Genomic DNA, 21,523 nt, shown 5'->3' with positions numbered 1-21,523 from the left:
CATGTACAAACTGACCGTTGAAAACCTGCACAAAAGCTATGGCGACCATCAGGTGCTCAAAGGCGTTTCGCTCAAGGCCAGGACTGGCGACGTGATCAGCCTGATCGGCGCCAGCGGCTCGGGCAAAAGTACCTTTTTGCGCTGTATCAATTTTCTCGAACAACCCAATCAAGTCGCGATGAGTCTCGACGACCAAGCGATTGCCATGGTCACCGACCACCATGGCGTGCATGTGGCTGATGCCAATGAACTGCAACGCCTGCGCACGCGCCTGGCGATGGTGTTCCAGCATTTCAACCTGTGGAGCCACATGACCGTGCTGGAAAACATCACCATGGCCCCGCGCCGGGTGCTGGGCTGCAGCAAACAGGAAGCCGAAGACCGTGCCCGACGTTATCTGGACAAGGTCGGCCTGCCAGCGCGGGTGGCGGATCAGTACCCGGCGTTTCTGTCGGGCGGCCAGCAACAGCGTGTGGCGATTGCCCGCGCGCTGGCGATGGAGCCGGAAGTCATGCTGTTCGATGAACCGACCTCGGCGCTGGATCCGGAACTGGTGGGCGAGGTACTGAAGGTGATTCAGGGGCTGGCTGAAGAAGGCCGGACCATGATCATGGTGACCCACGAAATGAGCTTCGCCCGCAAAGTATCCAGTCAGGTCCTGTTTTTGCACCAAGGACTGGTCGAAGAGGAAGGCGCGCCTGAGGACGTGCTGGGCAATCCGAAAAGCGAGCGCCTCCAACAATTCCTCAGCGGCAACCTCAAATAATTTGCACACATAAAACCTGCGGGAGCGAGCCTGCTCGCGAAAGCGATCGGTCAGTCAACAATGATGTTGAATGTGGCGACGTCTTCGCGAGCAGGCTCGCCCCCACAAGGGTATTGAGCTACTGACGAAATTAAACTTGTTAGCGGGCACCGCGGTCACTGGAATAACCCCTCCAGAATGCGCGCAGCCCGCATGGCGAAATCCCCCGACCTCGCAAAAACCTGGTTCAGCGCCCGACACTGGAAGCCCTTCGCGTTCCAGAAACAGGTGTGGGCCGCTGTCAAAAACGGCGAATCCGGTTTGCTCCATGCCAGCACCGGCGCCGGTAAAACCTATGCCGTGTGGTTTGCGGCACTCAATCGTTTCGCCAGATCCGCGCCAACCGTCGAAACATCGCGCAAACGCAAACCGCTGGCCGAACCGCTGACCGTGCTGTGGATCACGCCAATGCGCGCCCTCGCCGCCGACACTGCGCGCGCCCTGCAAATGCCTGTCGATGATTTACACATTCCCTGGAGCATCGGCCTGCGCACAGGCGACACCGCCAGCAGCGAACGGGCCCGTCAGAGTCGACGCCTGCCCACCACGCTGATCACCACACCTGAGAGCCTGACGCTGATGCTCGCCCGCGCTGACGCACAAACTGCGCTCTCAACCCTGCGTATGCTGGTTGTCGACGAATGGCACGAACTACTCGGTAACAAACGCGGCGTGCAATTGCAATTGGCCCTCGCCCGCCTGCGCCACTGGCAAGCCGACCTGATCGTCTGGGGCGTCTCCGCCACGCTGGGTAATCAATCCCACGCCGAACAGGTGCTGATCCCACAGGGCGGTGGCGTGAGTATTCAGGGCCAGAGCGAAAAATCCCTGACAGTCGACACCCTCCTCCCCCCGACCATCGAACGTTTTCCATGGGTCGGGCATCTCGGTCTGAAGATGCTGCCGCAAGTGGTCGCCGAACTCGACGCCTGCGCCAGCAGCCTGGTGTTCACCAACACCCGGGCGCAGTCGGAAATCTGGTATCAGGCGTTGCTTGAGGCGCGCCCGGACTGGGCCGGGTTGATCGCTTTGCACCATAGTTCGCTGTCCCGCGACACCCGCGACTGGGTTGAGCAGGCGCTCAAGGACGGGCAACTCAAAGCCGTGGTGTGTACCTCAAGCCTGGATCTGGGCGTGGACTTCCTGCCGGTAGAGCGCGTGCTGCAAATCGGCTCAGCCAAGGGCGTGGCACGTCTGATGCAGCGCGCCGGGCGATCTGGCCACGCACCGGGGCGCACTTCACGAGTAACGCTGGTGCCGACGCACAGCCTTGAACTGATCGAGGCCGCCGCCGCTCGCGATGCCGTGGAGCAAAGACAAATTGAACCACGATGGTCGCCGCATCAACCGCTGGATGTGCTGGTGCAGCATGTGGTCAGCATGGCACTGGGGGGCGGATTTATACCCGAAGCGTTGTACGAAGAAGTCCGTGGCGCTTGGGCTTATCGCGACCTCACACCCGTCGATTGGGCATGGGCGCTGGCTTTCGTACGCCATGGCGGCATGTCTCTGACGGCTTATCCGGATTACCGCCGGGTCGAACCGGATGAGCATGGTGTCTGGCGCGTGCCCGATGCGCGACTGGCGCGGCGGCACCGCATGAGCATCGGCACCATCGTCAGCGACGCGAGCATGCAGTTGAAGTTCTGGAGCAAGGGCGGCGCAGGCAAGCCATTGGGCAGCGTCGAAGAAGGCTTCATTGCCCGCCTTAAACCGGGTGATGGTTTTCTGTTCGCTGCACGTTTGCTGGAACTGGTGCGCGTGGAAAACATGACCGCTTACGTCAAACGCAGCGCCGCTAAAAAAGCCGCCGTACCACGCTGGAACGGCGGACGCATGCCGCTTTCCAGTGAACTGGCGCAAGCGGTGGTGACGCGCTTGAGCGCCGCCGCGCAAGGTGAGTTTGCCGGTCCGGAAATGCAGGCACTGCGCCCCCTGCTGGAAACGCAGGCGCGCGCCTCTGGCTTGCCCACGACCCACCACCTGCTGACCGAAGCGCTGAAATCCCGTGAAGGCTGGCACCTGTTTCTCTACCCGTTCGCCGGAAGACAAGTGCATCTGGGGCTTGCAAGCCTGCTGGCCTGGCGCGTCAGTCAGCGTCAGCCGCTGACATTCTCGATTGCCGTCAATGACTACGGGCTGGAATTGCTCAGCGCCACGCCGGTTGATTGGGCAGAACACCTGAACGAGGCGTTATTCACTTGCGATCATCTGTTAGCCGACGTTCTGGCCAGTCTCAACGCCGGAGAACTGGCCTTGCGGCGCTTTCGGGAAATCGCCCGGATCGCCGGACTGGTGTTCGCCGGTTTTCCAGGCGCACCGAAAAGTACCCGCCAGGTGCAAGCCTCCAGCGGATTATTCTTCGAAGTGTTCAAACAATATGACCGTGACAATCTGCTGCTGGCGCAAGCCGGGGAAGAAGTCCTGCGTGAAGAACTGGATATTCGCAGGCTGGAACAGACGCTGGAGCGCCTCCAAGGAATGAAACTGGACATGCACCGGATCAAACGCCCTACGCCCCTGGGGTTTCCCCTCTTGGTGGAACGTATGCGCGAGCGCATGAGTTCGGAAAAACTCGCTGACCGTATCAGACGGATGGTCGGCGACCTGGAGCAATCTGCCGACACGGGCAAACGCTGATGAGTACGCTCTACCCTGTGCATCTGGCCGGTGAAGAACTCTGGCTATTGCCGGAAAAAGCCCTGTATTGGCCGGCACAACAGGCGCTGCTCATCGCCGATGTCCATTTTGGCAAGGCTGGCGCCTATCGCAGCCTCGGGCAGCCCGTTCCGCAAGGCACGACGGCGAGCAATATCGCGATGCTCGATCGACTGCTGAACCAGCATCCCTGTCGGCAACTCATTTTTCTGGGTGATTTCCTTCATGGTCCGGGCTCTCATTCGCCCAGCACATTGAACGCGCTGGCGCAATGGCGAGCTCGCCACGCGGATCTGCCGATGACGCTGATCCGTGGCAATCACGACAAACGTGCGGGCGATCCACCAGTGGCGCTTAACATCAGAGTGGTTGCAGAACCGATGCTGCTCGGGCCGTTTGCCTTGCAGCATGAACCGATTCCTCATCCCGAAAGACATGTGCTGGCCGGTCATGTGCACCCGGTTTATCGGCTGCATGGCAAGGGCCGGCAGAGTTTGCGTTTGGCGTGTTTCAGCGTGGGCGAACGCGTCAGCTTGATGCCGGCGTTCGGCGCGTTCACCGGTGGTTATGCGATCAAACGAGATGACAACTGCAGGATATTTGTCATCGGTGATAACGAAGTATGGCCCGTCAGTTGAAGCCTTCGAGGACTTCAAATGAGGGGCCATCGCATGTGAGTTAGGCAACTGGCGCCGGTGGCGGCTCGTCGGGACGCGTCGGCTCACCCGGCTCGGTCGGTTGTTCGTTGGGGGTATCAGGATCGGGCTGACCGGGAATTCCCCCCGCCATGCTCAGGGTCGGGTGTGCCAACAAGGACCAGGCTAAAACGCCAACCTGATTGGGCTCAAGCCTTGCCAGTTCGGCAGTGATATGCGGATCGATCTTCATGGAACACTCCTCAGCGAAGGCCCGTTTTGCCAGAAACAAAAACGGGCAGTACACCCCATAGAGTGTCTGCCCGCCAAAGAATTCCCGACATCCGCCGGATGGACGATCAGGTACGCGGCAGAGTGACGCCACGCTGGCCCTGATACTTGCCGCCGCGATCCTTATAGGACACTTCACATTCCTCGTCGGACTCAAGGAACAGCATCTGCGCCACGCCTTCGTTGGCGTAGATTTTCGCCGGCAGGTTAGTGGTGTTGGAAAACTCCAGCGTCACGTGGCCCTCCCACTCCGGCTCAAGCGGCGTGACGTTGACGATGATGCCGCAGCGCGCGTAGGTGCTTTTACCCAGGCAGATGGTCAATACGTTGCGTGGAATGCGGAAGTATTCGACCGTGCAGGCCAGCGCGAAGGAGTTCGGTGGAATGATGCAGACATCGCTGTGGATATCGACAAAGCTGCCAGCGTCGAAGTTTTTCGGGTCGACGATGGCCGAATTGATGTTGGTGAACACCTTGAAGTGGCTGGTGCAACGCACATCGTAGCCGTAGCTCGACACACCGTAGGAGATCACCCGGCTGTCGTCGCTGCCGCGCATCTGGCGCTCGACGAACGGTTCGATCATGCCGTGTTTCTGCGCCATGCGGCGAATCCACTTGTCCGATTTGATGCTCATGGCGGGTGTCCTGAATAGCGAGGTGGAAAAATTCTGTCCGGCATCTTACCGGGCGCGCCGCCGGGTTCAAAGTGCGCGCTGCAATTCTCGCCGAACACGCTGAAAATACGGGTTCTGGAGACGAACTGTCGCACCGCTGATCCTTAAAACAGAGAAACCTTCGCAAGAAGCATTGGCACGTTCGGGAAAAAGGGTTAAGGTGGCGCCACTGTGCTGCTTGTGTCACTGAGAATCTCTACACGATATGTTGAATTTCGATCCAACCATCTACAAGAATTTTTCCTGCTCTTTGCACTCAGTCTCGGCCAGGGTTCTTCCTGCGTCGCAGTTATCTTTGTTCAAGGAGTTACACCATGTCTAATCGCCAAACCGGTACCGTTAAGTGGTTCAACGATGAAAAAGGCTTCGGCTTCATCACTCCACAATCCGGTGACGACCTGTTCGTTCACTTCAAAGCTATCCAATCCGACGGCTTCAAAAGCCTGAAAGAAGGCCAACAGGTTTCTTTCATCGCTACCCGCGGTCAGAAAGGCATGCAAGCTGAAGAAGTACAAGTTATCTAACTTGTTGCTTCTTTAGAAAAGAGCCCCGCCCTTAAAAGCGGGGCTTTTTTGTGGGCGCTTGTTTTCCAGGCGCAAAAAAAGATCGCAGCCCGCAGCAACTCCTACGCTGATTCTTTGTAGGCGCCGCCGCAGGCTGCGATCTTTTGCTTTTGCCTTACCAGGCCACGCCAAAGCCTGCGGTGTAACGTGTCTTGCTCAAATCCGCATCATCGGTACCGCTGATGATGTCGCGCTCAGCCTTGAGATTCAGCGAAGCCCAGTCGGTAACCTTGTAGCGCAGCCCCATTTCGGCATCCAGCGCGTAGTCCGCCACACCGGACAACGGCTTGCCGACCTCACCGTTAGTGAAGAACTCGACCTTCTTGCCAATCAGGTAGCGGTTGTAGTCCCACTTCATCGCGACGGAGTAAAAGTTGTCCTTGCTGCCATCGCTGTATTCATAGTCAGTGCGATTCAACAGCGAGCCGAGCGAGAACGCACCCAATTCGTCATCCCAGAACTGGTAGCCGGGGCCGGTACCTACGACTCGCTGACGTGACAATTCCTCGACGTGATCGCGTTTGTAGTTCAGGCGCCCCTGCCAGAACCACTGATCGGTCAGGAACCGGTCGAGTGCATACTCGGCGCGCCAGTTGTCGGTGGTGGTCACGTCATTCTGCACTTCGCGGTTGTATTCGCCTTCAGCGGTATGACGCCAGCGCCCATGACGCGCAGAGGTCTTGAAGCCGATGTCGTAATCATCAGTGTCCTTTTCGGCGCGCTGATAATCGAGTGCCAGGTCGACATTACCCTTCCACACCAGATCCTCGACCACCGGCTTGGGCTTGAGAATTTGCTGAATGCTCGCCAGCTCCACGGTTTTCGGCGCTTCGCCGTTGGCCAGCGTGACCTTTCCGTCGCCGGCAGCGGTCAGCGATTTGGCTTTCTCACCGTTATAGGCATCCTGCTTGACCAGCAACTCCTGGTCACTTTCCAGGGTCTTGACCTCTTTCCAGTTGATCGAGACCGCACCAGCGTACTGGGTCTGAACCAACAGCTTACCGCCATCGAACAGGGTGATTTTACCGCTCAACTTGTCGCCGTTCTTCATCCAGACGGTGTCGGCAAGCAGGGGCGTGGACGCACTGAAAACAGCAAGGCACAGCAAGGTTCTGGAAAACATAAGCGAATCGAGGGCTCAAGTTTGCGAAAAAGTTCGGCATTATCCGTAGGAATAAGACCCTGACAAGGACTGACCGGACTATTTCTATTGAGTTCATTTCTCAACTGCACGGTCTGCATTTACCCTTGAAAATATCGAACGAACACATTCAGGAACCGCGGACGTGACAGACCTGATTCACGAAAACGAGAGCGAAGCGCAAATCCGACGCACGGCGCTCTACTCGACCCTCGCCCAAGTGCCCGAGGGTAAGGTCGTCAGCTATGGTCAATTGGCTGACCTTGCCGGGCTGGGGCGTGCCGCGCGCTGGGTCGGGCGCACCCTGAGTCAATTGCCCGGCGACACCAAACTGCCCTGGCACCGCGTATTGGGCGCCGGCGGTCGGATCAGCCTGCCGGCAGGCAGCCCATCGGGCGATGAACAACGTGCGCGTTTGCGCATGGAAGGCATCACCATCCTGAACAATCGTGTGGATATTCAGCGCCATGGCTGGCGTCCGGTAGAGCACAGCGGTTAGAGTGCGCGCTTTGTTTTCGCAATCTTGAGGCAGACTTCAGCCCATGCCCCGTAAAACCTGGCGCGCCGCGCTCGCCGCCTATGCCAGTCCTTCGACACTCGTGCTGTTGCTGCTGGGTTTCGCCGCCGGCCTGCCGTACATGCTGGTGTTTTCAACGCTTTCCGTCTGGCTGCGTGAGGCCGGCGTGGCCCGGGAAACCATTGGTTACGCGAGCCTGATCGGCCTGGCCTATGCGTTCAAATGGGTCTGGTCACCGCTGCTCGACCAATGGCGCCTGCCCTTGCTGGGCAAGCTTGGCCGTCGCCGCTCGTGGCTGGTGCTCTCGCAGGTGCTGGTGATTCTGGGCCTGATCGGCATGGGTTTCTGCGATCCGCAGAAGCATCTGTCCTGGCTGATCGCCATCGCCGTTGTCGTCGCCTTCGCTTCCGCCACCCAAGACATCGCGGTGGATGCCTATCGCCTGGAAATCGCAGACGACAGCCGCCAGGCAGCACTGGCCGCCAGTTATATGTCTGGCTATCGTGTCGCCGCCCTGTTGGCGACCGCTGGCGCATTGTTTTTCGCCGAAGGCTTTGGCTCGACCGGTTTCAACTACAAACATTCGGCCTGGGCTGGCACGTATGCGCTGTTCGGCGCGCTGATGATTCCCGCCCTGCTCACGACCCTGTTCATGCGTGAACCGCCAGTGCCGCTGCGCACCCAATTGCAGGCCGGCCGCTACACCTTCATGCACCAATTGATGTCGGTATTGGTACTGATCATCTTGTTGGTGTCCGTGCCGGCGATGTTCACTCAGTTGTACAACACCGATTTCGCCAGCGTGCTGTTTGAAGGCGTCAGCCCGCTGGACCTGCTGCTCGAAGACCGCGCCTTCCTGCGCGCCATTCTCTACACCTTGCTCACCTGGATGTGCCTGTCGGCCATGGGACGCCGTGGGCTTGCGCCCGTGCTGACGCCCGTCAACGACTTCATCCTGCGCTACCGCTGGCAAGCCCTGTTGTTGCTCGGGCTGATCGCTACCTATCGGATGTCCGACACGGTCATGGGCGTGATGGCCAACGTGTTCTACATCGACCAGGGCTTCACCAAGGATCAGATCGCCAGCGTCAGCAAGATTTTCGGCCTGATCATGACCCTCGTGGGTGCGGGCATGGGCGGCCTGCTGATCGTACGCTTCGGGATTCTGCCGATCCTGTTTATCGGTGGCGCGGCCTCGGCAGGCACCAACCTGCTGTTCCTGATGCTGGCCGACATGGGGCCGAACCTTAAGATGCTGGTGGTGACCATTTCCCTCGACAACTTCAGCTCGGGCCTTGCAACTTCGGCGTTTGTTGCGTACCTGTCGAGCCTGACCAACCTGAAATTCTCCGCAACGCAATACGCCCTGCTCAGCTCGATCATGCTCCTGTTGCCGCGCCTCATTGGTGGGTATTCCGGGGTCATGGTGGAGAAGTTCGGTTACCACAACTTCTTCCTCATCACCGCATTGCTAGGCGTACCGACACTGGTGCTGATCGCCCTGCACTGGTTCCAGGAAAGCCGTCGCGAAGGCCCGACACCGACGCCGGAGCCCGTGCCGACGCCGGTTGCGGAAGAATCGTAAGACGTTTCGCCAACGGCGGGAGGAATCCCGCCGTTACCCCACTGCACTGACCACACTTCTGTACGGCAGCAAAACTCGCCGGTACACTGCTCCGTCATTTCCAGTCATAGCAACCGACAACGGCCAACCATGCGCACCAGTCAATTTTTGCTCGCCACACAGAAAGAAACGCCTTCCGATGCGGTCGTGATCAGCCATCAGCTGATGCTGCGCGCCGGCATGATCCGCAAACTCGCCTCGGGCCTGTACACCTGGCTGCCCATGGGCCTGCGGGTTATGCGCAAGGTTGAAGCCATCGTTCGCGAAGAAATGAACGCTGCCGGCTCTCTGGAAGTGTTGATGCCGAGCACCCAACCGGCCGAACTGTGGCAGGAATCGGGGCGCTGGGAAGAATACGGCCCTGAGTTGCTGCGCATCAAAGACCGCCACGGTCGCGACTTCTGCGCGGGCCCGACCCACGAGGAAGTGATCACCGATCTGATGCGCAACGAGTTGAGCAGCTACAAACAGCTGCCCATCAACCTGTACCAGATCCAGACCAAATTCCGTGACGAAATCCGCCCACGCTTCGGTTTGATGCGCGGCCGCGAATTCATCATGAAAGACGCGTACTCGTTCCACACCGACCAGGCGTCGCTGCAGGTCACTTATGACCGCATGCATCAGGCGTACTGCAACGTGTTCACGCGTCTGGGCCTGAAGTTCCGCCCTGTCGAGGCTGACAACGGCTCGATCGGCGGCGCCGGTTCCCACGAGTTCCACGTACTGGCCGAGTCCGGCGAAGACGACATCGCCTTCAGCAACGGCTCCGACTATGCGGCGAACATCGAGAAAGCCGAAGCGGTGCCACGAGAGACTTCCCGCCCTGCACCGACTCAAGAGCTGCGTCTGGTGGACACTCCGGACACCAAGACCATTGCTGCACTGGTGGAAAAATTCAATCTGCCGATTGAAAAGACCATCAAGACCCTGATCGTGCGCGCCGAAGAAGAAGGCAAACTGATCGCTCTGGTGATCCGAGGCGACCACGAACTCAACGAGATCAAAGCCGCCCAGCAACCCGGCGTTGCCAGCCCGCTGGTCATGGCGACCGACTCCGAACTGCGTGACGCCATTGGCGCCGGTGCCGGTTCCCTCGGCCCACTGAACCTGCCGCTGCCAATCATCATCGACCGCTCGGTCGAGCTGATGAGCGACTTCGGTATCGGCGCGAACATCGATGACAAGCACTACTTCGGCGTGAACTGGGAGCGAGACCTGCCGGTTCCGACCGTGGCTGACCTGCGCAACGTGGTGGCGGGTGACCCAAGCCCGGACGGCAAAGGCACGCTGGAAATCAAGCGCGGCATCGAAGTCGGTCACATCTTCCAGCTGGGCAACAAGTACAGCAAAGCGATGAAGTGCGAAGTGCTGGGCGAAAACGGCAAGCCAGTGACCCTGGAAATGGGTTGCTACGGTATTGGCGTGTCCCGCGTGGTGGCTGCCGCCATCGAGCAGAACAACGATGCAAACGGCATCATCTGGAGCGACACCCTGGCGCCGTTCCAGATCGCGCTGGTGCCGCTGCGTTATGAAACCGAACAGGTTCGCGAAGCCACCGACAAGCTGTACGCGGAACTGACTGCGGCCGGTTTCGAAGTGCTGCTGGACGATCGCGACAAGAAAACCAGCCCGGGCATCAAGTTCGCGGACATGGAACTGATCGGCATTCCACACCGCATCGTGGTCAGCGACCGCGGCCTCGCCGAAGGCAACCTGGAATACAAGAGCCGTACCGAAGGCGAGGCGCAAGCGCTGCCGGTGGCTGACGTATTGTCCTTCCTTCAGGCCCGTATCCGCCGCTGAAACCAGATAGAGACGTCATGTTCAAGCGAAACACCTTAGGCCTCGGTGGCACCGCCCTGTGCGGTGCCCTGCTGGTCAGCGGCTGTGCCAATCACATGTCACAGCGCAGCGAGCACGAAGAGCGGGTCGAGCGCAAGCTGCTCGATCACAGCCTGCAGATCGATGTCGGTGAGCCTAAGGTGCTTGAGCTGCCGCAGCGACGCGTGAAGATCAACGAGCAGAAAACGTTCGAAGTCACCGAGTTCGACGTCACCCGTCGTTACGATCGCTACACGCCTTACCAGCCCTGGCGGGAAATCTACGAGATCCCGCTGGGTGTGGTGGCCGTGGTCGGTGGCGTCGGCGCGAACGTGGTCAACGTATTCGCGCTCGGCAACTTGCCGGACAGCGTGACCAAGGACTGGCTCAGCTACGGCTTCGCCGGACTCAACCCGTTCATGAACGTGCAGTCCAACGGTCGTGCGCAACAGAACCTGGCCGGCATCGATGAAGTCCAACGCGACAAGCGCACGGAGTATTCGAGCCTGCCGTGGAGCGAGCGCCCGGTACAAGTCAAGGCTGGCAAACAGACTTTCGACATGACCACCGACCGCAACGGCGTGCTGCGTCTCAACCTGCTGGACAGTCCGTTCGCCGAAAATGACCTCAATCATGTCGGCAAATTGCAGATCAGCGTCGAAGACGCCAAGGATGACGTGCACTCTGACTCATCCCTGGTGATCAGCAGCCACCTGCGTGGCAAGCTGCTGGAAGCCCACGGGCTGATTTACGACGACCTTGAAGATGACGAAGTGAGCCAGTGGGTGCACCGAGTCAAACGTCTGTCGGAACTGGGCCTGGAAGAAGAAGCCAGCGAACTGGAACAAAGCCTGATCGAACTGACGCGTAACGATCCCGAGTTGCAGGCTGAATTTCTCAAGTCCTTGACCAAGGATGCGGGACGCCTGGTGGCTGATCCAGGATCTAATTAAAAGCTGAAAGCATCGCGGGCAAGCCCGCCCCTACATTGGATCTGTGTCTTGCACAAATTCCCTGTGGGAGCGGTCTTGCCGCGAAGGCCGAACGATATTCACCGCAAAACTACCGCTCAAACAACTCCATCTGCTCAAACCCGCCGCGCAAATCCTCAAGCCTCACGCCAACCCCCAGCAAACGTACCGGTTTGCCACCCCGATTGAACGCCTGCGTGAGCATCAACTGATAGCTGCCAAGATCCCGCCCTGCCCCGGCCTGCTCCAGCGTGGTCTGGGTAAAGTCGTGGAATTTCACTTTGACGAACGGTTTGCCCGGGCGATAACTGCTATCGATTCGCGCCATACGGGTTTTCAGGGTTTCCAGAAGCTCTGGCAGCTTATCCAGGCAACTGCGCAGATCCGGCAGGTCAACATCGTAGGTATTTTCCACGCTGATCGACTGACGGCGACTGTCATTGTGGACCAGCCGCTCATCAATCCCACGGGCAAGACTCCAGAGTCGCTCGCCAAAACTGCCGAACTCGCGCACCAGCGCCAGCTTGTCCCACTCGCGCAATTGCATACAGTCGACGATGCCGAACTTGCCCAGCTTGTCGGCGGTGACCTTGCCGACACCGTGCAATTTGCTTACCGGCAAGCCGCTGACAAAATCTTCGACCTGATCCGGCGTAATCACGAACAAGCCATTGGGCTTCTTCCAGTCACTGGCGATCTTCGCCAGAAATTTGTTCGGCGCCACGCCTGCAGAAACAGTGATGTGCAATTGGTTGGAGACGCGACGGCGGATGTCTTGGGCGATGCGCGTGGCACTGCCACCGAAATGGGCACTGTCCGACACATCAAGGTAGGCCTCATCCAGCGACAGTGGCTCGATCAGATCAGTGTAATCGGCAAAGATTGTATGAATTTCCTTTGAAGCTTCTCGATAGGCGTCCATGCGCGGTTTGACGATGGTCAGGTCCGGGCACAGCTTCAGGGCATGCCCCGATGACATGGCCGAGCGCACACCATAGGCACGCGCCTCGTAATTACAGGTGGCAATCACCCCGCGCCGATCTGCCGACCCGCCCACCGCCAACGGTTTGCCGGCCAAGCGCGGGTCATCGCGCATTTCGATGGCGGCGTAGAAACAGTCACAGTCGACGTGGATGATTTTTCGCTGAGTCATGTCAGAAAAGGAAACGTGGCGAACCGGATAGGCAGTATCTCACTGACAACTGTATATAGCACCAGTGGTCTGAATGTTCTTTTCCATCTGTAGGAAAAGCCCTATGAATTTATTTTCTCAATCGAAAATCGACAACCAATAGAGCCGAAAGCCTTGTCCCACCTGACCTGTAGCGTGTTCCAACATCCCAATAAAACGCTAACCGATTGAACCTCAACACTTTTTATCCGGATTGAAGGTTGACAGCCCAGCGATCCTCTGTAGAATGCCGACACACAGACGCGGGATGGAGCAGTCTGGTAGCTCGTCGGGCTCATAACCCGAAGGTCGTCGGTTCAAATCCGGCTCCCGCAACCAAACATCAAAAAAGGCTACTCGAAAGAGTGGCCTTTTTTGTGCGTGCGTGTTTTTCAGTTTCAGCCCTCGCAGCCATGACAACCGTCAAACAGGAATTCGTTTCGTTTCCGAAACTTAACGCGCCACCTGCGACCGTTTGGCGCGATTCCACACTTATTTGACCCTTTACGGAATTAGCGGTTGACACCTCGCCGTTCGCCTGTAGAATGCCGCCACACAGACGCGGGATGGAGCAGTCTGGTAGCTCGTCGGGCTCATAACCCGAAGGTCGTCGGTTCAAATCCGGCTCCCGCAACCAAACATCAAAAAAGGCTACTCGAAAGAGTGGCCTTTTTTGTATCTGTGGAAAAAGTCCTTTCGCAACAATGAGCTGTCACAGTGCAGTGAATCGTCCAGGATCATCAGGCCCACCGAGTTGCGACTATGCTTGTGTCGCAAACAAGACGTCTGCCATCCATGACTGCCCTCGTCGATACCCGGTGAGAGGCGTAGTATTTTGTGATTATTTTTTTCTACAGGGATTGGTAACTTGGCTGGATACCTCCATCCTGTCGCGCACAATCCAAGAGGTGATTGATGCGCGCCAACTCGTCTGATCCACAAGACACCGTCACAGCGGAACACCCGATCAAACCCGAGCGTTTGCGCTTGCTGGATCGGTTAAGCAAATACCGGCAACCGATTGGCCTGGCGGTCACGTTGCTGTTGTTTACCATTGCGCTGATTGCCTGTCGTCATTTGCTCGCCGAGCTCGATCTCGATGCCTTGCATGACTCGATTCTTGCCGTGCCCACACCCGCCTTGCTCGGTGCATTCGGGGCGACCGTGGTCGGCTTTATTATTCTGCTGGGTTACGAATGGTCGGCCAGTCGCTATGCCGGCGTGACATTGCCACCGCGCACACTGGCGCTCGGCGGTTTCACCGCGTTTGCGATTGGCAATGCCATCGGCCTGTCGATGCTGTCCGGCGGTTCGGTTCGCTATCGTTTATATGCACGACTGGGCCTGGGGGCGTCGGAAGTCGCGCACATGACCTTGTTCGCCAGCCTGTCGCTCGGCTGCGCCCTGCCCCCGCTGGCGGCTCTGGCGACCCTGAGCGATCTGCCCGCCGCCTCTCAGGCACTGGGCTTGTCCGAGGGACTGCTGGGTACGATCGCTGCGACTGTGCTGCTGCTCGGCGCAATCCTGATGATCGGCATCTATCGTCGTCGCCTGCCGGAACAACCGTATCGTGACAACCTGCTGGTCAAGGCCGGCCGTCGCACCTTGCGCCTGCCGGGTCGACGCCTGACTTTCCTGCAACTGCTCATCACCGCTCTCGACGTCGCCGCTGCTGCGACTGTCCTGTATCTGTTACTGCCCGAAAGCCCACCGTTTGGCGCGTTCCTGCTGGTGTACCTGCTGGCGCTGGCCGCTGGCGTACTCAGCCATGTGCCAGGCGGTGTCGGCGTATTCGAAGCGATCCTGCTGGCCGCGTTTGCCGACAAATTCGGTGCCGCACCACTGGCCGCTGCGTTGCTACTCTATCGCCTGATCTACGTGGTGCTGCCGCTGCTGGTCGCCTGCGTATTGCTGTTGATCAATGAAGGCCAGCGCCTGTTCCAGACCCAGACCCAGACCATGCGCGCGGCGTCCGGTCTGGCGGCGCCGATTCTGGCGGTGCTGGTGTTTCTGTCCGGCGTGGTGCTGCTGTTCTCCGGTGCCACACCCGAGATCGACACGCGCCTGGAGCACATCGGTTTCCTGATCCCTCATCGTTTGGTCGACGCTTCGCACTTCGGCGCCAGCCTGATCGGTGTGCTCTGTCTGATGCTGGCTCAGGGCCTGCGCCGTCGCCTGTCGGCCGCGTGGATGCTGACCACCATTCTGTTGCTTGTCGGTGCCCTGCTCTCGCTGCTCAAAGGCTTCGACTGGGAAGAAGCCACGCTGATGACACTCACTGCCGCGTTGCTGGGTGTGTTCCGTCGCTCGTTCTATCGCCCAAGCCGCCTGACCGAACTGCCGTTCTCGCCGCTGTATCTGGTGGCCAGCCTCTGCGTGCTGGGCGCCTCGACCTGGCTGCTGTTGTTCGCTTATCAAGACGTACCGTACAGCCATCAACTATGGTGGCAGTTCACCCTCGACGCCGACGCACCACGCGGCCTGCGCTCGCTGCTCGGCGCGGCGGTGCTGTTGCTGGTGATCGCACTGACCTGGCTGCTGCGCACCGCGCGCCCGGTGATTCATTTGCCGACGCCGGACGAAATCGATCGCGCGGCGAAGATTCTGATGGCGTCCTCGCAACCCGATGGCGGCCTCGCGCTGACCGGTGACAAGGCGTTGCTGTTCCACCCCAACGACGAAGCGTTCCTGATGTATGCCCGCCGTGGCCGCAGCCTCGTGGCGTTGTACGACCCTATCGGCCCCGGCCAGCAACGCGCCGAGATGATCTGGCAGTTCCGCGACCTGTGCGACATCCATCACGCTCGCCCCGTGTTCTATCAAGTACGCGCGGAAAACCTGCCGTACTACATGGACATCGGCCTGACCGCGATCAAGCTTGGCGAAGAAGCCCGGGTCGACCTGCATCGCTTTGACCTGGAAGCCAAGGGCAAAGAGATGAAGGATCTGCGCTACACCTGGAACCGTGGCACCCGCGACGGTCTGTCGCTGGAAATCCACGAGCCGGGGCAAGCGCCGATGGATGAGCTCAAGGTTATTTCCGATGCCTGGCTGACCGGCAAGAATGTACGCGAGAAAGGTTTCTCCCTCGGCCGTTTCAGCGACGATTACCTGAAGCATTTCCGCATTGCGGTGATTCGCTTCGAAGGTCGTCCGGTGGCGTTCGCCAACCTGCTCGAGACCTACAGCCATGACTTGGCCAGTCTCGACCTGATGCGCGCGCACCCGGAGGCTCCCAAGCTGACCATGGAATTCATGATGGTCGGCCTGATTCAACATTATAAGAGTCACGGATACGCGCGCTTCAGCCTGGGCATGGTGCCGTTGTCGGGGTTGCAACCTCGACGGGGTGCACCGCTGACCCAGCGTCTGGGCTCGATGGTTTTCCGCCGTGGTGAGCAGCTGTACAACTTCCAAGGCTTGCGCCGCTTCAAAGACAAGTTCCAGCCTGACTGGGAACCCCGTTATATGGCCGTGCCCGCCGGACTGGATCCGCTGGTGGCGCTGGCTGATACTGCCGCCCTGATCGCGGGCGGCTTGACTGGATTGGTGAAACGCTGATGATTCAACGCTCCCTGAAGTACATCCTGGCCGCACTGATTGTGCTGGCCGTGATTGCCGGCGGCGGTTACTGGTACCTCAAACGTCCGGCACCGGAACCGACCCTCGAACAACTCACGCCCGTCGATGGCCCGGCCATGACCCGTGTGATTCCCGGCACCAAGCCCAAGGCTCAGGTGCTGGTGGCCGTCAATGACGACCAGAAACTCAGTGAAAAGCAACTGACCACCCTGAGCCGCAGCGCTTCGGCGCAGATCGTTCAGGTGGTTCTGCCCCAGGACTGCCTGCTGCAAAGCCGCGCCCTGCAGACGGGTCTGCGCGAACTGGACGGCCCGGCCACCCTGGTCAGCGGCATCGGCCCTGGTGCGGTGCTGGCGTGGCGCTGGTTGTCCGAGCAGAAGGACGACAAGGCCCAAGCCGTATCGGTTGGCCTGGCGCTGGAAAAACCCGGCTGCACCCACTTGCTGCCTAAATCCGCTGCCCACGGCCACTGGCTGGTGGCATGGAACGACAACCCGGACGACACCAGCGCCGGTTTCGTGCGCGATCAACCGAACGCCGAAACCAGTATCAGCGACTACGACATCAACCTGCCGCAAGTGCTGAACAACGAACTGCGCAAAATCCTCGTCGGCGGCGACAAGGCCAACGGTGGTCTGGCGATCCCGGTGGTTGAAGTCCCGGCCGGCCAGGCCAAAGACACCGTCACCCTGTTCCTGTCGGGTGACGGCGGCTGGCGCGACCTCGACCGGGACGTAGCGGGCGAAATGGCCAAGATCGGCTACCCGGTGGTCGGCATCGACACCCTGCGCTACTACTGGCAGCACAAGAGTCCGGAGCAAAGCGCGCTGGACCTGACCGAACTGATGCAGCACTACCGGCAGAAATGGGGCACCAAGCGCTTCATCCTCACCGGTTACTCGTTCGGTGCCGATGTCTTGCCGGCGATCTACAACCGCCTGCCTGAAACCGAGCAGCAACGCGTCGACGCCATCATCCTGCTGGCCTTCGCCCGCACCGGCAGCTTCGAGATCGAAGTCGAAGGCTGGCTCGGCAACGCCGGCAAAGAAGCCGCCACCGGCCCGGAAATGGCCAAGCTGCCAGCGGCCAAGGTTGTGTGCATCTACGGTGAAGAAGAGGCCGATGAAAGCGGCTGCACCGACAAGACAGCCGTCGGCGAAGCAGTGAAACTGCCGGGTGGTCATCACTTCGATGAGAACTATCCGGCACTGGCCAAGCGCTTGGTGGACTTGATCGAGAAGCGTCAGGCTGCGGGCAAGGTGGCTGAAGAGTGATCTGAAGCGCACCCAACAAAAAGCCCCCGTAACTTTGCAGTTGCGGGGGCTTTTTACATTCCAGTGGGCTTACATCTCTACCTGCGTCCCCAACTCAATCACCCTGTTCAGCGGCAAATTGAAGAACCTCAAGTTCCCGTTGGCGTTCTTCAACATGAACGCGAACAGCGCTTCACGCCAACGCGCCATCCCCTCAAGTTTCGAGGCAATCACCGTTTCACGGCTGAGGAAGTAAGTGGTGCGCATCGGGCTGAAATCCAACTCGTCCAGATGACACAACTTCAGCGCTTGCGGCACGTCCGGCTCGTCAGTGAAGCCAAAGTGCAGGATCACCCGGAAGAAGCCTTCTCCGTAGGCATCCACTTCGAATCGCCGTTGCGGCGGCACCCGCGGGATGTCTTCGTAGACCACGGTCAACAACACCACTTGCTCGTGCAGCACCTGGTTGTGCAGCAGGTTGTGTAACAGCGCGTGAGGCACGGCGTCGGGGCGCGCGGTGAGGAACACGGCGGTGCCCTGGACGCGATGCGGCGGTTGCACACGAATGCTGCTGATGAAGATGGGCAGCGGCAAGGCGCCTTCGTCGAGACGCTCGACCAGCAACTGCTTACCGCGCTTCCAGGTGGTCATCAACACGAACAAGGCGATACCGGCAATCACCGGAAACGCACCGCCCTGCACGATCTTCGGCACGTTGGCGGCAAAGTACAGGCCGTCCACCAGCAGGAAACCGATCAGCACCGGCACCGCGAGGATCGGTGGCCATTTCCACAGCAGCAACATGACGGCCGACACCAGAATCGTGGTCATCAGCATGGTGCCGGTCACCGCCACACCGTAAGCCGAGGCCAGTGCGCCGGAGGATTCAAAGCCCAGCACCAGCAAGACCACGCCAACCATCAGCGACCAGTTCACGGCACCGATGTAAATCTGGCCCTGCTCGTCGCTGGAGGTGTGCTGGATGTACATGCGTGGGATGTAACCGAGCTGGATCGCCTGACGGGTCAGGGAGAATGCACCGGAAATCACCGCTTGCGAGGCGATCACGGTCGCCAGCGTTGCCAGCCCCACCAGCGGAATCAGTGCCCAGCTTGGTGCCAGCAGGTAGAACGGGTTACGCGCCGCTTCCGGGTTTTCCAGCATCAAGGCGCCTTGACCGAAGTAGTTGAGCACCAACGCCGGCAGCACCAGCAGGAACCAGGCACGGGCAATCGGCTTGCGGCCAAAGTGGCCCATGTCGGCGTAAAGTGCTTCGGCACCGGTCAGCGCCAGCACCACCGCGCCGAGGATTGCCACGCCCATGCCCGCATGCACCATGAAAAACCGTACCGCCCACACTGGATTCAGCGCATACAGCACCTCCGGCGTGTGGCTGATGCCGTACACGCCAAGGGCGCCGAGCACCAGAAACCAGGTGACCATGATCGGCCCGAAGAGAATACCGATCCGCGCCGTGCCGTGACGCTGAATCAGGAACAACCCGACCAGCACCACCAGCGACAACGGCACCACCCAATGGTCGATGCCTTCAAACGCCAGACCGACGCCTTCAATGGCCGACAGCACGGAAATCGCCGGCGTGATCATGCTGTCGCCGTAAAACAGCGCCGCACCGATCAGCCCGCAAACCACCAGCAATGAACGCAATTTCTTGCGCTCGCCCGCCGCTCGCCGTGCCAGTGCGGTGAGCGCCATGATCCCGCCCTCCCCCTGGTTGTCGGCGCGCAGCACGAACATCATGTATTTGATCGACACGACCCAGATCAGCGACCAGAAAATCAACGACAAAATGCCCAACACCCCGTCGTGATTGACGGGCACACCGTAACCGCCGGAAAACACTTCTTTGAGGGTGTACAACGGGCTCGTGCCGATGTCGCCGTAAACCACCCCGACCGCCGCGACCAGCATGCCGATCGGCTTTGCCGTCGAATGCTCGGCGCCCGCCGCCTGACTACTTGCCTGCCCCATCCAACACTCCTGATTCCCAGACCGGCTACTTCGAATGAAACACTATGTTGTGTGGTGCAGCATGCGCTGTTTTACTTGCTGTTACAGATGATTTGTTGACTGTAAAAATTTGGCAAGGCCCAACGGCGCGAAGCATAGCGCAGCACTCGTCGTATTTCCCGGCATAAAGCTGGTCAAGTGCGTTGCACGCCGCTAGAATTGCGCACTTTTTGATCAGAGGCGCCATTCAAGCGCCCGTCTCTCGATTCCTGCGTCAGGCAATCGATGTCACAAAATACCGAGGTTAGACATGTCCACCACTCCTGCGCCGGCCAATCCAAAGGTTGGCTTTGTATCTCTGGGTTGCCCGAAAGCACTGGTCGACTCCGAGCGCATCCTGACCCAGCTGCGTATGGAAGGCTATGACGTAGTGTCCACCTATCAGGACGCCGACGTCGTGGTCGTCAACACCTGCGGTTTCATCGATTCGGCCAAGGCTGAGTCTTTGGAAGTGATCGGCGAGGCGATCAAGGAAAACGGCAAGGTCATCGTCACCGGCTGCATGGGCGTGGAAGAAGGCAACATCCGCGACGTACACCCAAGCGTGCTGGCCGTGACCGGCCCGCAGCAGTACGAGCAAGTGGTCAATGCCGTGCACGAAGTCGTGCCGCCGCGTCAGGATCACAACCCGCTGATCGACCTGGTGCCGCCGCAAGGCATCAAGCTGACGCCGCGCCACTACGCCTATCTGAAAATTTCCGAAGGCTGCAACCACAGTTGCAGCTTCTGCATCATCCCGTCGATGCGCGGCAAACTGGTCAGCCGTCCGGTCGGTGATGTGCTGGACGAGGCTCAGCGCCTGGTCAAATCCGGCGTCAAAGAGCTGCTGGTGATCTCGCAAGACACCAGCGCCTACGGCGTCGACGTGAAATACCGCACCGGGTTCTGGAACGGCGCGCCGGTAAAAACCCGCATGACCGAGCTCTGCGAGGCCCTGAGCACCCTCGGGGTCTGGGTGCGTCTGCACTACGTTTACCCATACCCGCACGTTGACGAGCTGATCCCGTTGATGGCCGCCGGCAAGATCCTGCCGTACCTCGACATCCCGTTCCAGCACGCCAGCCCGAAAGTGCTGAAGTCGATGAAACGCCCGGCCTTCGAAGACAAGACCCTGGCACGCATCAAGAACTGGCGCGAAATCTGCCCGGACCTGATCATCCGTTCGACCTTCATCGTCGGCTTCCCGGGCGAAACCGAAGAAGACTTCCAGTACCTGCTGAACTGGCTGACCGAAGCGCAGCTCGACCGCGTCGGCTGCTTCCAGTACTCGCCGGTTGACGGCGCTCCGGCCAACGATCTGGATCTGGACGTGGTGCCTGACGACGTCAAGCAAGATCGTTGGGAGCGCTTCATGGCGCATCAGCAAGCGATCAGCTCGGCGCGCCTGCAAATGCGCATCGGCCGTGAAATCGAAGTGCTGGTGGACGAAGTCGACGAACAAGGCGCCGTCGGCCGCTGCTTCTTTGACGCCCCGGAAATCGACGGCAACGTGTTCATCGACAACGGCAGCAACCTCAAGCCGGGCGACAAGGTCTGGTGCAAAGTGACTGACGCTGACGAATACGATCTGTGGGCTGAACAGATCTAAGCACCACGCAGTACCTGTGGGCGGGCTTGCTCGCGAGTACGTCGTATCAGTCGACAAATCCGGTGACGGATACACCGCTTTTGCGAACAAGCCCGCTCCCACAGGGCAATAGTGTCGTATTGAAAAGCCCCGCTCTTTTTACGAGATGCGGGGCTTTTTTAGGTCTATCGTTTGTGGGGGGAAGGACTCCCATCA

The 21,523-nt window shown here is 59.5% G+C and carries 16 protein-coding genes and 2 tRNA genes; 13 read left to right on the top strand and 5 right to left on the bottom strand.

Annotated features, from left to right (window positions below; all coding sequences use genetic code 11):
- Position 1: 1 nt before the first annotated feature.
- The 3 genes from AACY02_RS02590 (at position 2) to pdeM (ending at position 4,101) form a co-directional block, all read left to right on the top strand.
- Positions 2 to 766, top strand: a complete 765-nt coding sequence (locus AACY02_RS02590) for an ABC transporter ATP-binding protein (RefSeq protein WP_339430620.1) — start codon at positions 2 to 4, stop codon at positions 764 to 766.
- A 192-nt stretch (positions 767 to 958) separates the two neighbouring features.
- Entirely contained in the window at positions 959 to 3,445 is a 2,487-nt protein-coding gene (locus AACY02_RS02585) for a ligase-associated DNA damage response DEXH box helicase (RefSeq protein WP_339430619.1), read from the top strand.
- Positions 3,445 to 4,101, top strand: coding sequence for a ligase-associated DNA damage response endonuclease PdeM (pdeM, locus tag AACY02_RS02580; protein WP_339430618.1), 657 nt, complete (start codon positions 3,445 to 3,447; stop codon positions 4,099 to 4,101). The genes AACY02_RS02585 and pdeM overlap by 1 nt, the downstream gene beginning before the upstream one ends.
- Positions 4,102 to 4,141: 40 nt before the next feature.
- Here the strand turns inward: pdeM and AACY02_RS02575 are convergent, their stop codons facing one another.
- Both AACY02_RS02575 and dcd read right to left on the bottom strand, forming a co-directional pair.
- Positions 4,142 to 4,351, bottom strand: coding sequence for a hypothetical protein (locus AACY02_RS02575; RefSeq protein ID WP_339430617.1), 210 nt, complete (start codon positions 4,349 to 4,351; stop codon positions 4,142 to 4,144).
- 106 nt (positions 4,352 to 4,457) lie between these two features.
- A complete protein-coding gene (gene dcd / locus AACY02_RS02570) occupies positions 4,458 to 5,024 on the bottom strand; it encodes a dCTP deaminase (RefSeq protein WP_339430616.1) in 567 nt (188 codons plus the stop codon).
- A gap of 353 nt (positions 5,025 to 5,377) precedes the next feature.
- Between dcd and AACY02_RS02565 the strand changes: the two genes are divergently transcribed.
- Entirely contained in the window at positions 5,378 to 5,587 is a 210-nt protein-coding gene (locus tag AACY02_RS02565) for a cold-shock protein (RefSeq protein WP_002554837.1), read from the top strand.
- A gap of 154 nt (positions 5,588 to 5,741) precedes the next feature.
- Here AACY02_RS02565 and AACY02_RS02560 read toward each other — a convergent pair whose 3' ends face one another.
- Complete coding sequence (locus tag AACY02_RS02560; RefSeq protein ID WP_221731464.1) at positions 5,742 to 6,749, bottom strand: DUF481 domain-containing protein; 1,008 nt, start codon at positions 6,747 to 6,749, stop codon at positions 5,742 to 5,744.
- Between the two features lie 163 nt (positions 6,750 to 6,912).
- Here AACY02_RS02560 and AACY02_RS02555 point away from each other — a divergent pair, with 163 nt between their 5' ends.
- The 4 genes from AACY02_RS02555 to AACY02_RS02540 all read left to right on the top strand — a co-directional run bounded on the left by AACY02_RS02555 (position 6,913) and on the right by AACY02_RS02540 (position 11,685).
- Complete coding sequence (locus AACY02_RS02555) at positions 6,913 to 7,266, top strand: MGMT family protein (RefSeq protein ID WP_339430615.1); 354 nt, start codon at positions 6,913 to 6,915, stop codon at positions 7,264 to 7,266.
- A 43-nt stretch (positions 7,267 to 7,309) separates the two neighbouring features.
- Positions 7,310 to 8,869, top strand: a complete 1,560-nt coding sequence (locus AACY02_RS02550; RefSeq protein WP_339430614.1) for an AmpG family muropeptide MFS transporter — start codon at positions 7,310 to 7,312, stop codon at positions 8,867 to 8,869.
- Between the two features lie 129 nt (positions 8,870 to 8,998).
- A complete protein-coding gene (locus AACY02_RS02545) occupies positions 8,999 to 10,714 on the top strand; it encodes a proline--tRNA ligase (protein WP_339430613.1) in 1,716 nt (571 codons plus the stop codon).
- A 17-nt stretch (positions 10,715 to 10,731) separates the two neighbouring features.
- On the top strand, positions 10,732 to 11,685 hold the full coding sequence (locus AACY02_RS02540; RefSeq protein ID WP_339430612.1) for a hypothetical protein: 954 nt from the start codon (positions 10,732 to 10,734) through the stop codon (positions 11,683 to 11,685).
- Between the two features lie 109 nt (positions 11,686 to 11,794).
- Here AACY02_RS02540 and dinB read toward each other — a convergent pair whose 3' ends face one another.
- Positions 11,795 to 12,856 (bottom strand): DNA polymerase IV, encoded by a 1,062-nt coding sequence (gene dinB, locus AACY02_RS02535; protein WP_339430611.1) that lies wholly within the window; start codon positions 12,854 to 12,856, stop codon positions 11,795 to 11,797.
- A gap of 280 nt (positions 12,857 to 13,136) precedes the next feature.
- Here dinB and AACY02_RS02530 point away from each other — a divergent pair.
- From AACY02_RS02530 to AACY02_RS02515, 4 genes are all read left to right on the top strand, one after another.
- A tRNA-Met gene (locus AACY02_RS02530) sits at positions 13,137 to 13,213 on the top strand.
- A gap of 221 nt (positions 13,214 to 13,434) precedes the next feature.
- A tRNA-Met gene (locus AACY02_RS02525) sits at positions 13,435 to 13,511 on the top strand.
- 278 nt (positions 13,512 to 13,789) lie between these two features.
- The gene (gene mprF, locus AACY02_RS02520) at positions 13,790 to 16,435 is read left to right on the top strand and encodes a bifunctional lysylphosphatidylglycerol flippase/synthetase MprF (protein WP_339430610.1); all 2,646 of its coding nucleotides are present in this window, start codon (positions 13,790 to 13,792) and stop codon (positions 16,433 to 16,435) included.
- A complete protein-coding gene (locus AACY02_RS02515; RefSeq protein WP_339430609.1) occupies positions 16,435 to 17,730 on the top strand; it encodes a virulence factor family protein in 1,296 nt (431 codons plus the stop codon). The genes mprF and AACY02_RS02515 overlap by 1 nt, the downstream gene beginning before the upstream one ends.
- Before the next feature lie 69 nt (positions 17,731 to 17,799).
- Here AACY02_RS02515 and AACY02_RS02510 read toward each other — a convergent pair whose 3' ends face one another.
- Complete coding sequence (locus tag AACY02_RS02510) at positions 17,800 to 19,701, bottom strand: potassium transporter Kup (protein ID WP_339430608.1); 1,902 nt, start codon at positions 19,699 to 19,701, stop codon at positions 17,800 to 17,802.
- A gap of 289 nt (positions 19,702 to 19,990) precedes the next feature.
- Between AACY02_RS02510 and rimO the strand changes: the two genes are divergently transcribed.
- Positions 19,991 to 21,328, top strand: coding sequence for a 30S ribosomal protein S12 methylthiotransferase RimO (gene rimO, locus AACY02_RS02505; RefSeq protein ID WP_075946795.1), 1,338 nt, complete (start codon positions 19,991 to 19,993; stop codon positions 21,326 to 21,328).
- Positions 21,329 to 21,523: the final 195 nt, after the last annotated feature.

The sequence above is a fragment of the Pseudomonas sp. EA_65y_Pfl2_P78 genome (assembly GCF_963970495.1).
Classification (GTDB): Bacteria; Pseudomonadota; Gammaproteobacteria; order Pseudomonadales; family Pseudomonadaceae; genus Aquipseudomonas; species Aquipseudomonas baetica_A.
This window is presented reverse-complemented; position numbering and strand designations above follow the sequence as displayed.

Excerpts from the sequence above, each read along its gene's own strand:
- AACY02_RS02590 (WP_339430620.1), top strand. The coding sequence starts at position 2 with ATGTACAAACTGACCGTTGAAAACCTGCACAAAAGCTATGGCGACCAT.
- AACY02_RS02585 (WP_339430619.1), top strand. The coding sequence starts at position 959 with ATGGCGAAATCCCCCGACCTCGCAAAAACCTGGTTCAGCGCCCGACAC.
- pdeM (WP_339430618.1), top strand. The coding sequence starts at position 3,445 with ATGAGTACGCTCTACCCTGTGCATCTGGCCGGTGAAGAACTCTGGCTA.
- AACY02_RS02575 (WP_339430617.1), bottom strand. The coding sequence starts at position 4,351 with ATGAAGATCGATCCGCATATCACTGCCGAACTGGCAAGGCTTGAGCCC.
- dcd (WP_339430616.1), bottom strand. The coding sequence starts at position 5,024 with ATGAGCATCAAATCGGACAAGTGGATTCGCCGCATGGCGCAGAAACAC.
- AACY02_RS02565 (WP_002554837.1), top strand. The coding sequence starts at position 5,378 with ATGTCTAATCGCCAAACCGGTACCGTTAAGTGGTTCAACGATGAAAAA.
- AACY02_RS02560 (WP_221731464.1), bottom strand. The coding sequence starts at position 6,749 with ATGTTTTCCAGAACCTTGCTGTGCCTTGCTGTTTTCAGTGCGTCCACG.
- AACY02_RS02550 (WP_339430614.1), top strand. The coding sequence starts at position 7,310 with ATGCCCCGTAAAACCTGGCGCGCCGCGCTCGCCGCCTATGCCAGTCCT.
- AACY02_RS02545 (WP_339430613.1), top strand. The coding sequence starts at position 8,999 with ATGCGCACCAGTCAATTTTTGCTCGCCACACAGAAAGAAACGCCTTCC.
- AACY02_RS02540 (WP_339430612.1), top strand. The coding sequence starts at position 10,732 with ATGTTCAAGCGAAACACCTTAGGCCTCGGTGGCACCGCCCTGTGCGGT.
- dinB (WP_339430611.1), bottom strand. The coding sequence starts at position 12,856 with ATGACTCAGCGAAAAATCATCCACGTCGACTGTGACTGTTTCTACGCC.
- mprF (WP_339430610.1), top strand. The coding sequence starts at position 13,790 with ATGCGCGCCAACTCGTCTGATCCACAAGACACCGTCACAGCGGAACAC.
- AACY02_RS02515 (WP_339430609.1), top strand. The coding sequence starts at position 16,435 with ATGATTCAACGCTCCCTGAAGTACATCCTGGCCGCACTGATTGTGCTG.
- AACY02_RS02510 (WP_339430608.1), bottom strand. The coding sequence starts at position 19,701 with ATGGGGCAGGCAAGTAGTCAGGCGGCGGGCGCCGAGCATTCGACGGCA.
- rimO (WP_075946795.1), top strand. The coding sequence starts at position 19,991 with ATGTCCACCACTCCTGCGCCGGCCAATCCAAAGGTTGGCTTTGTATCT.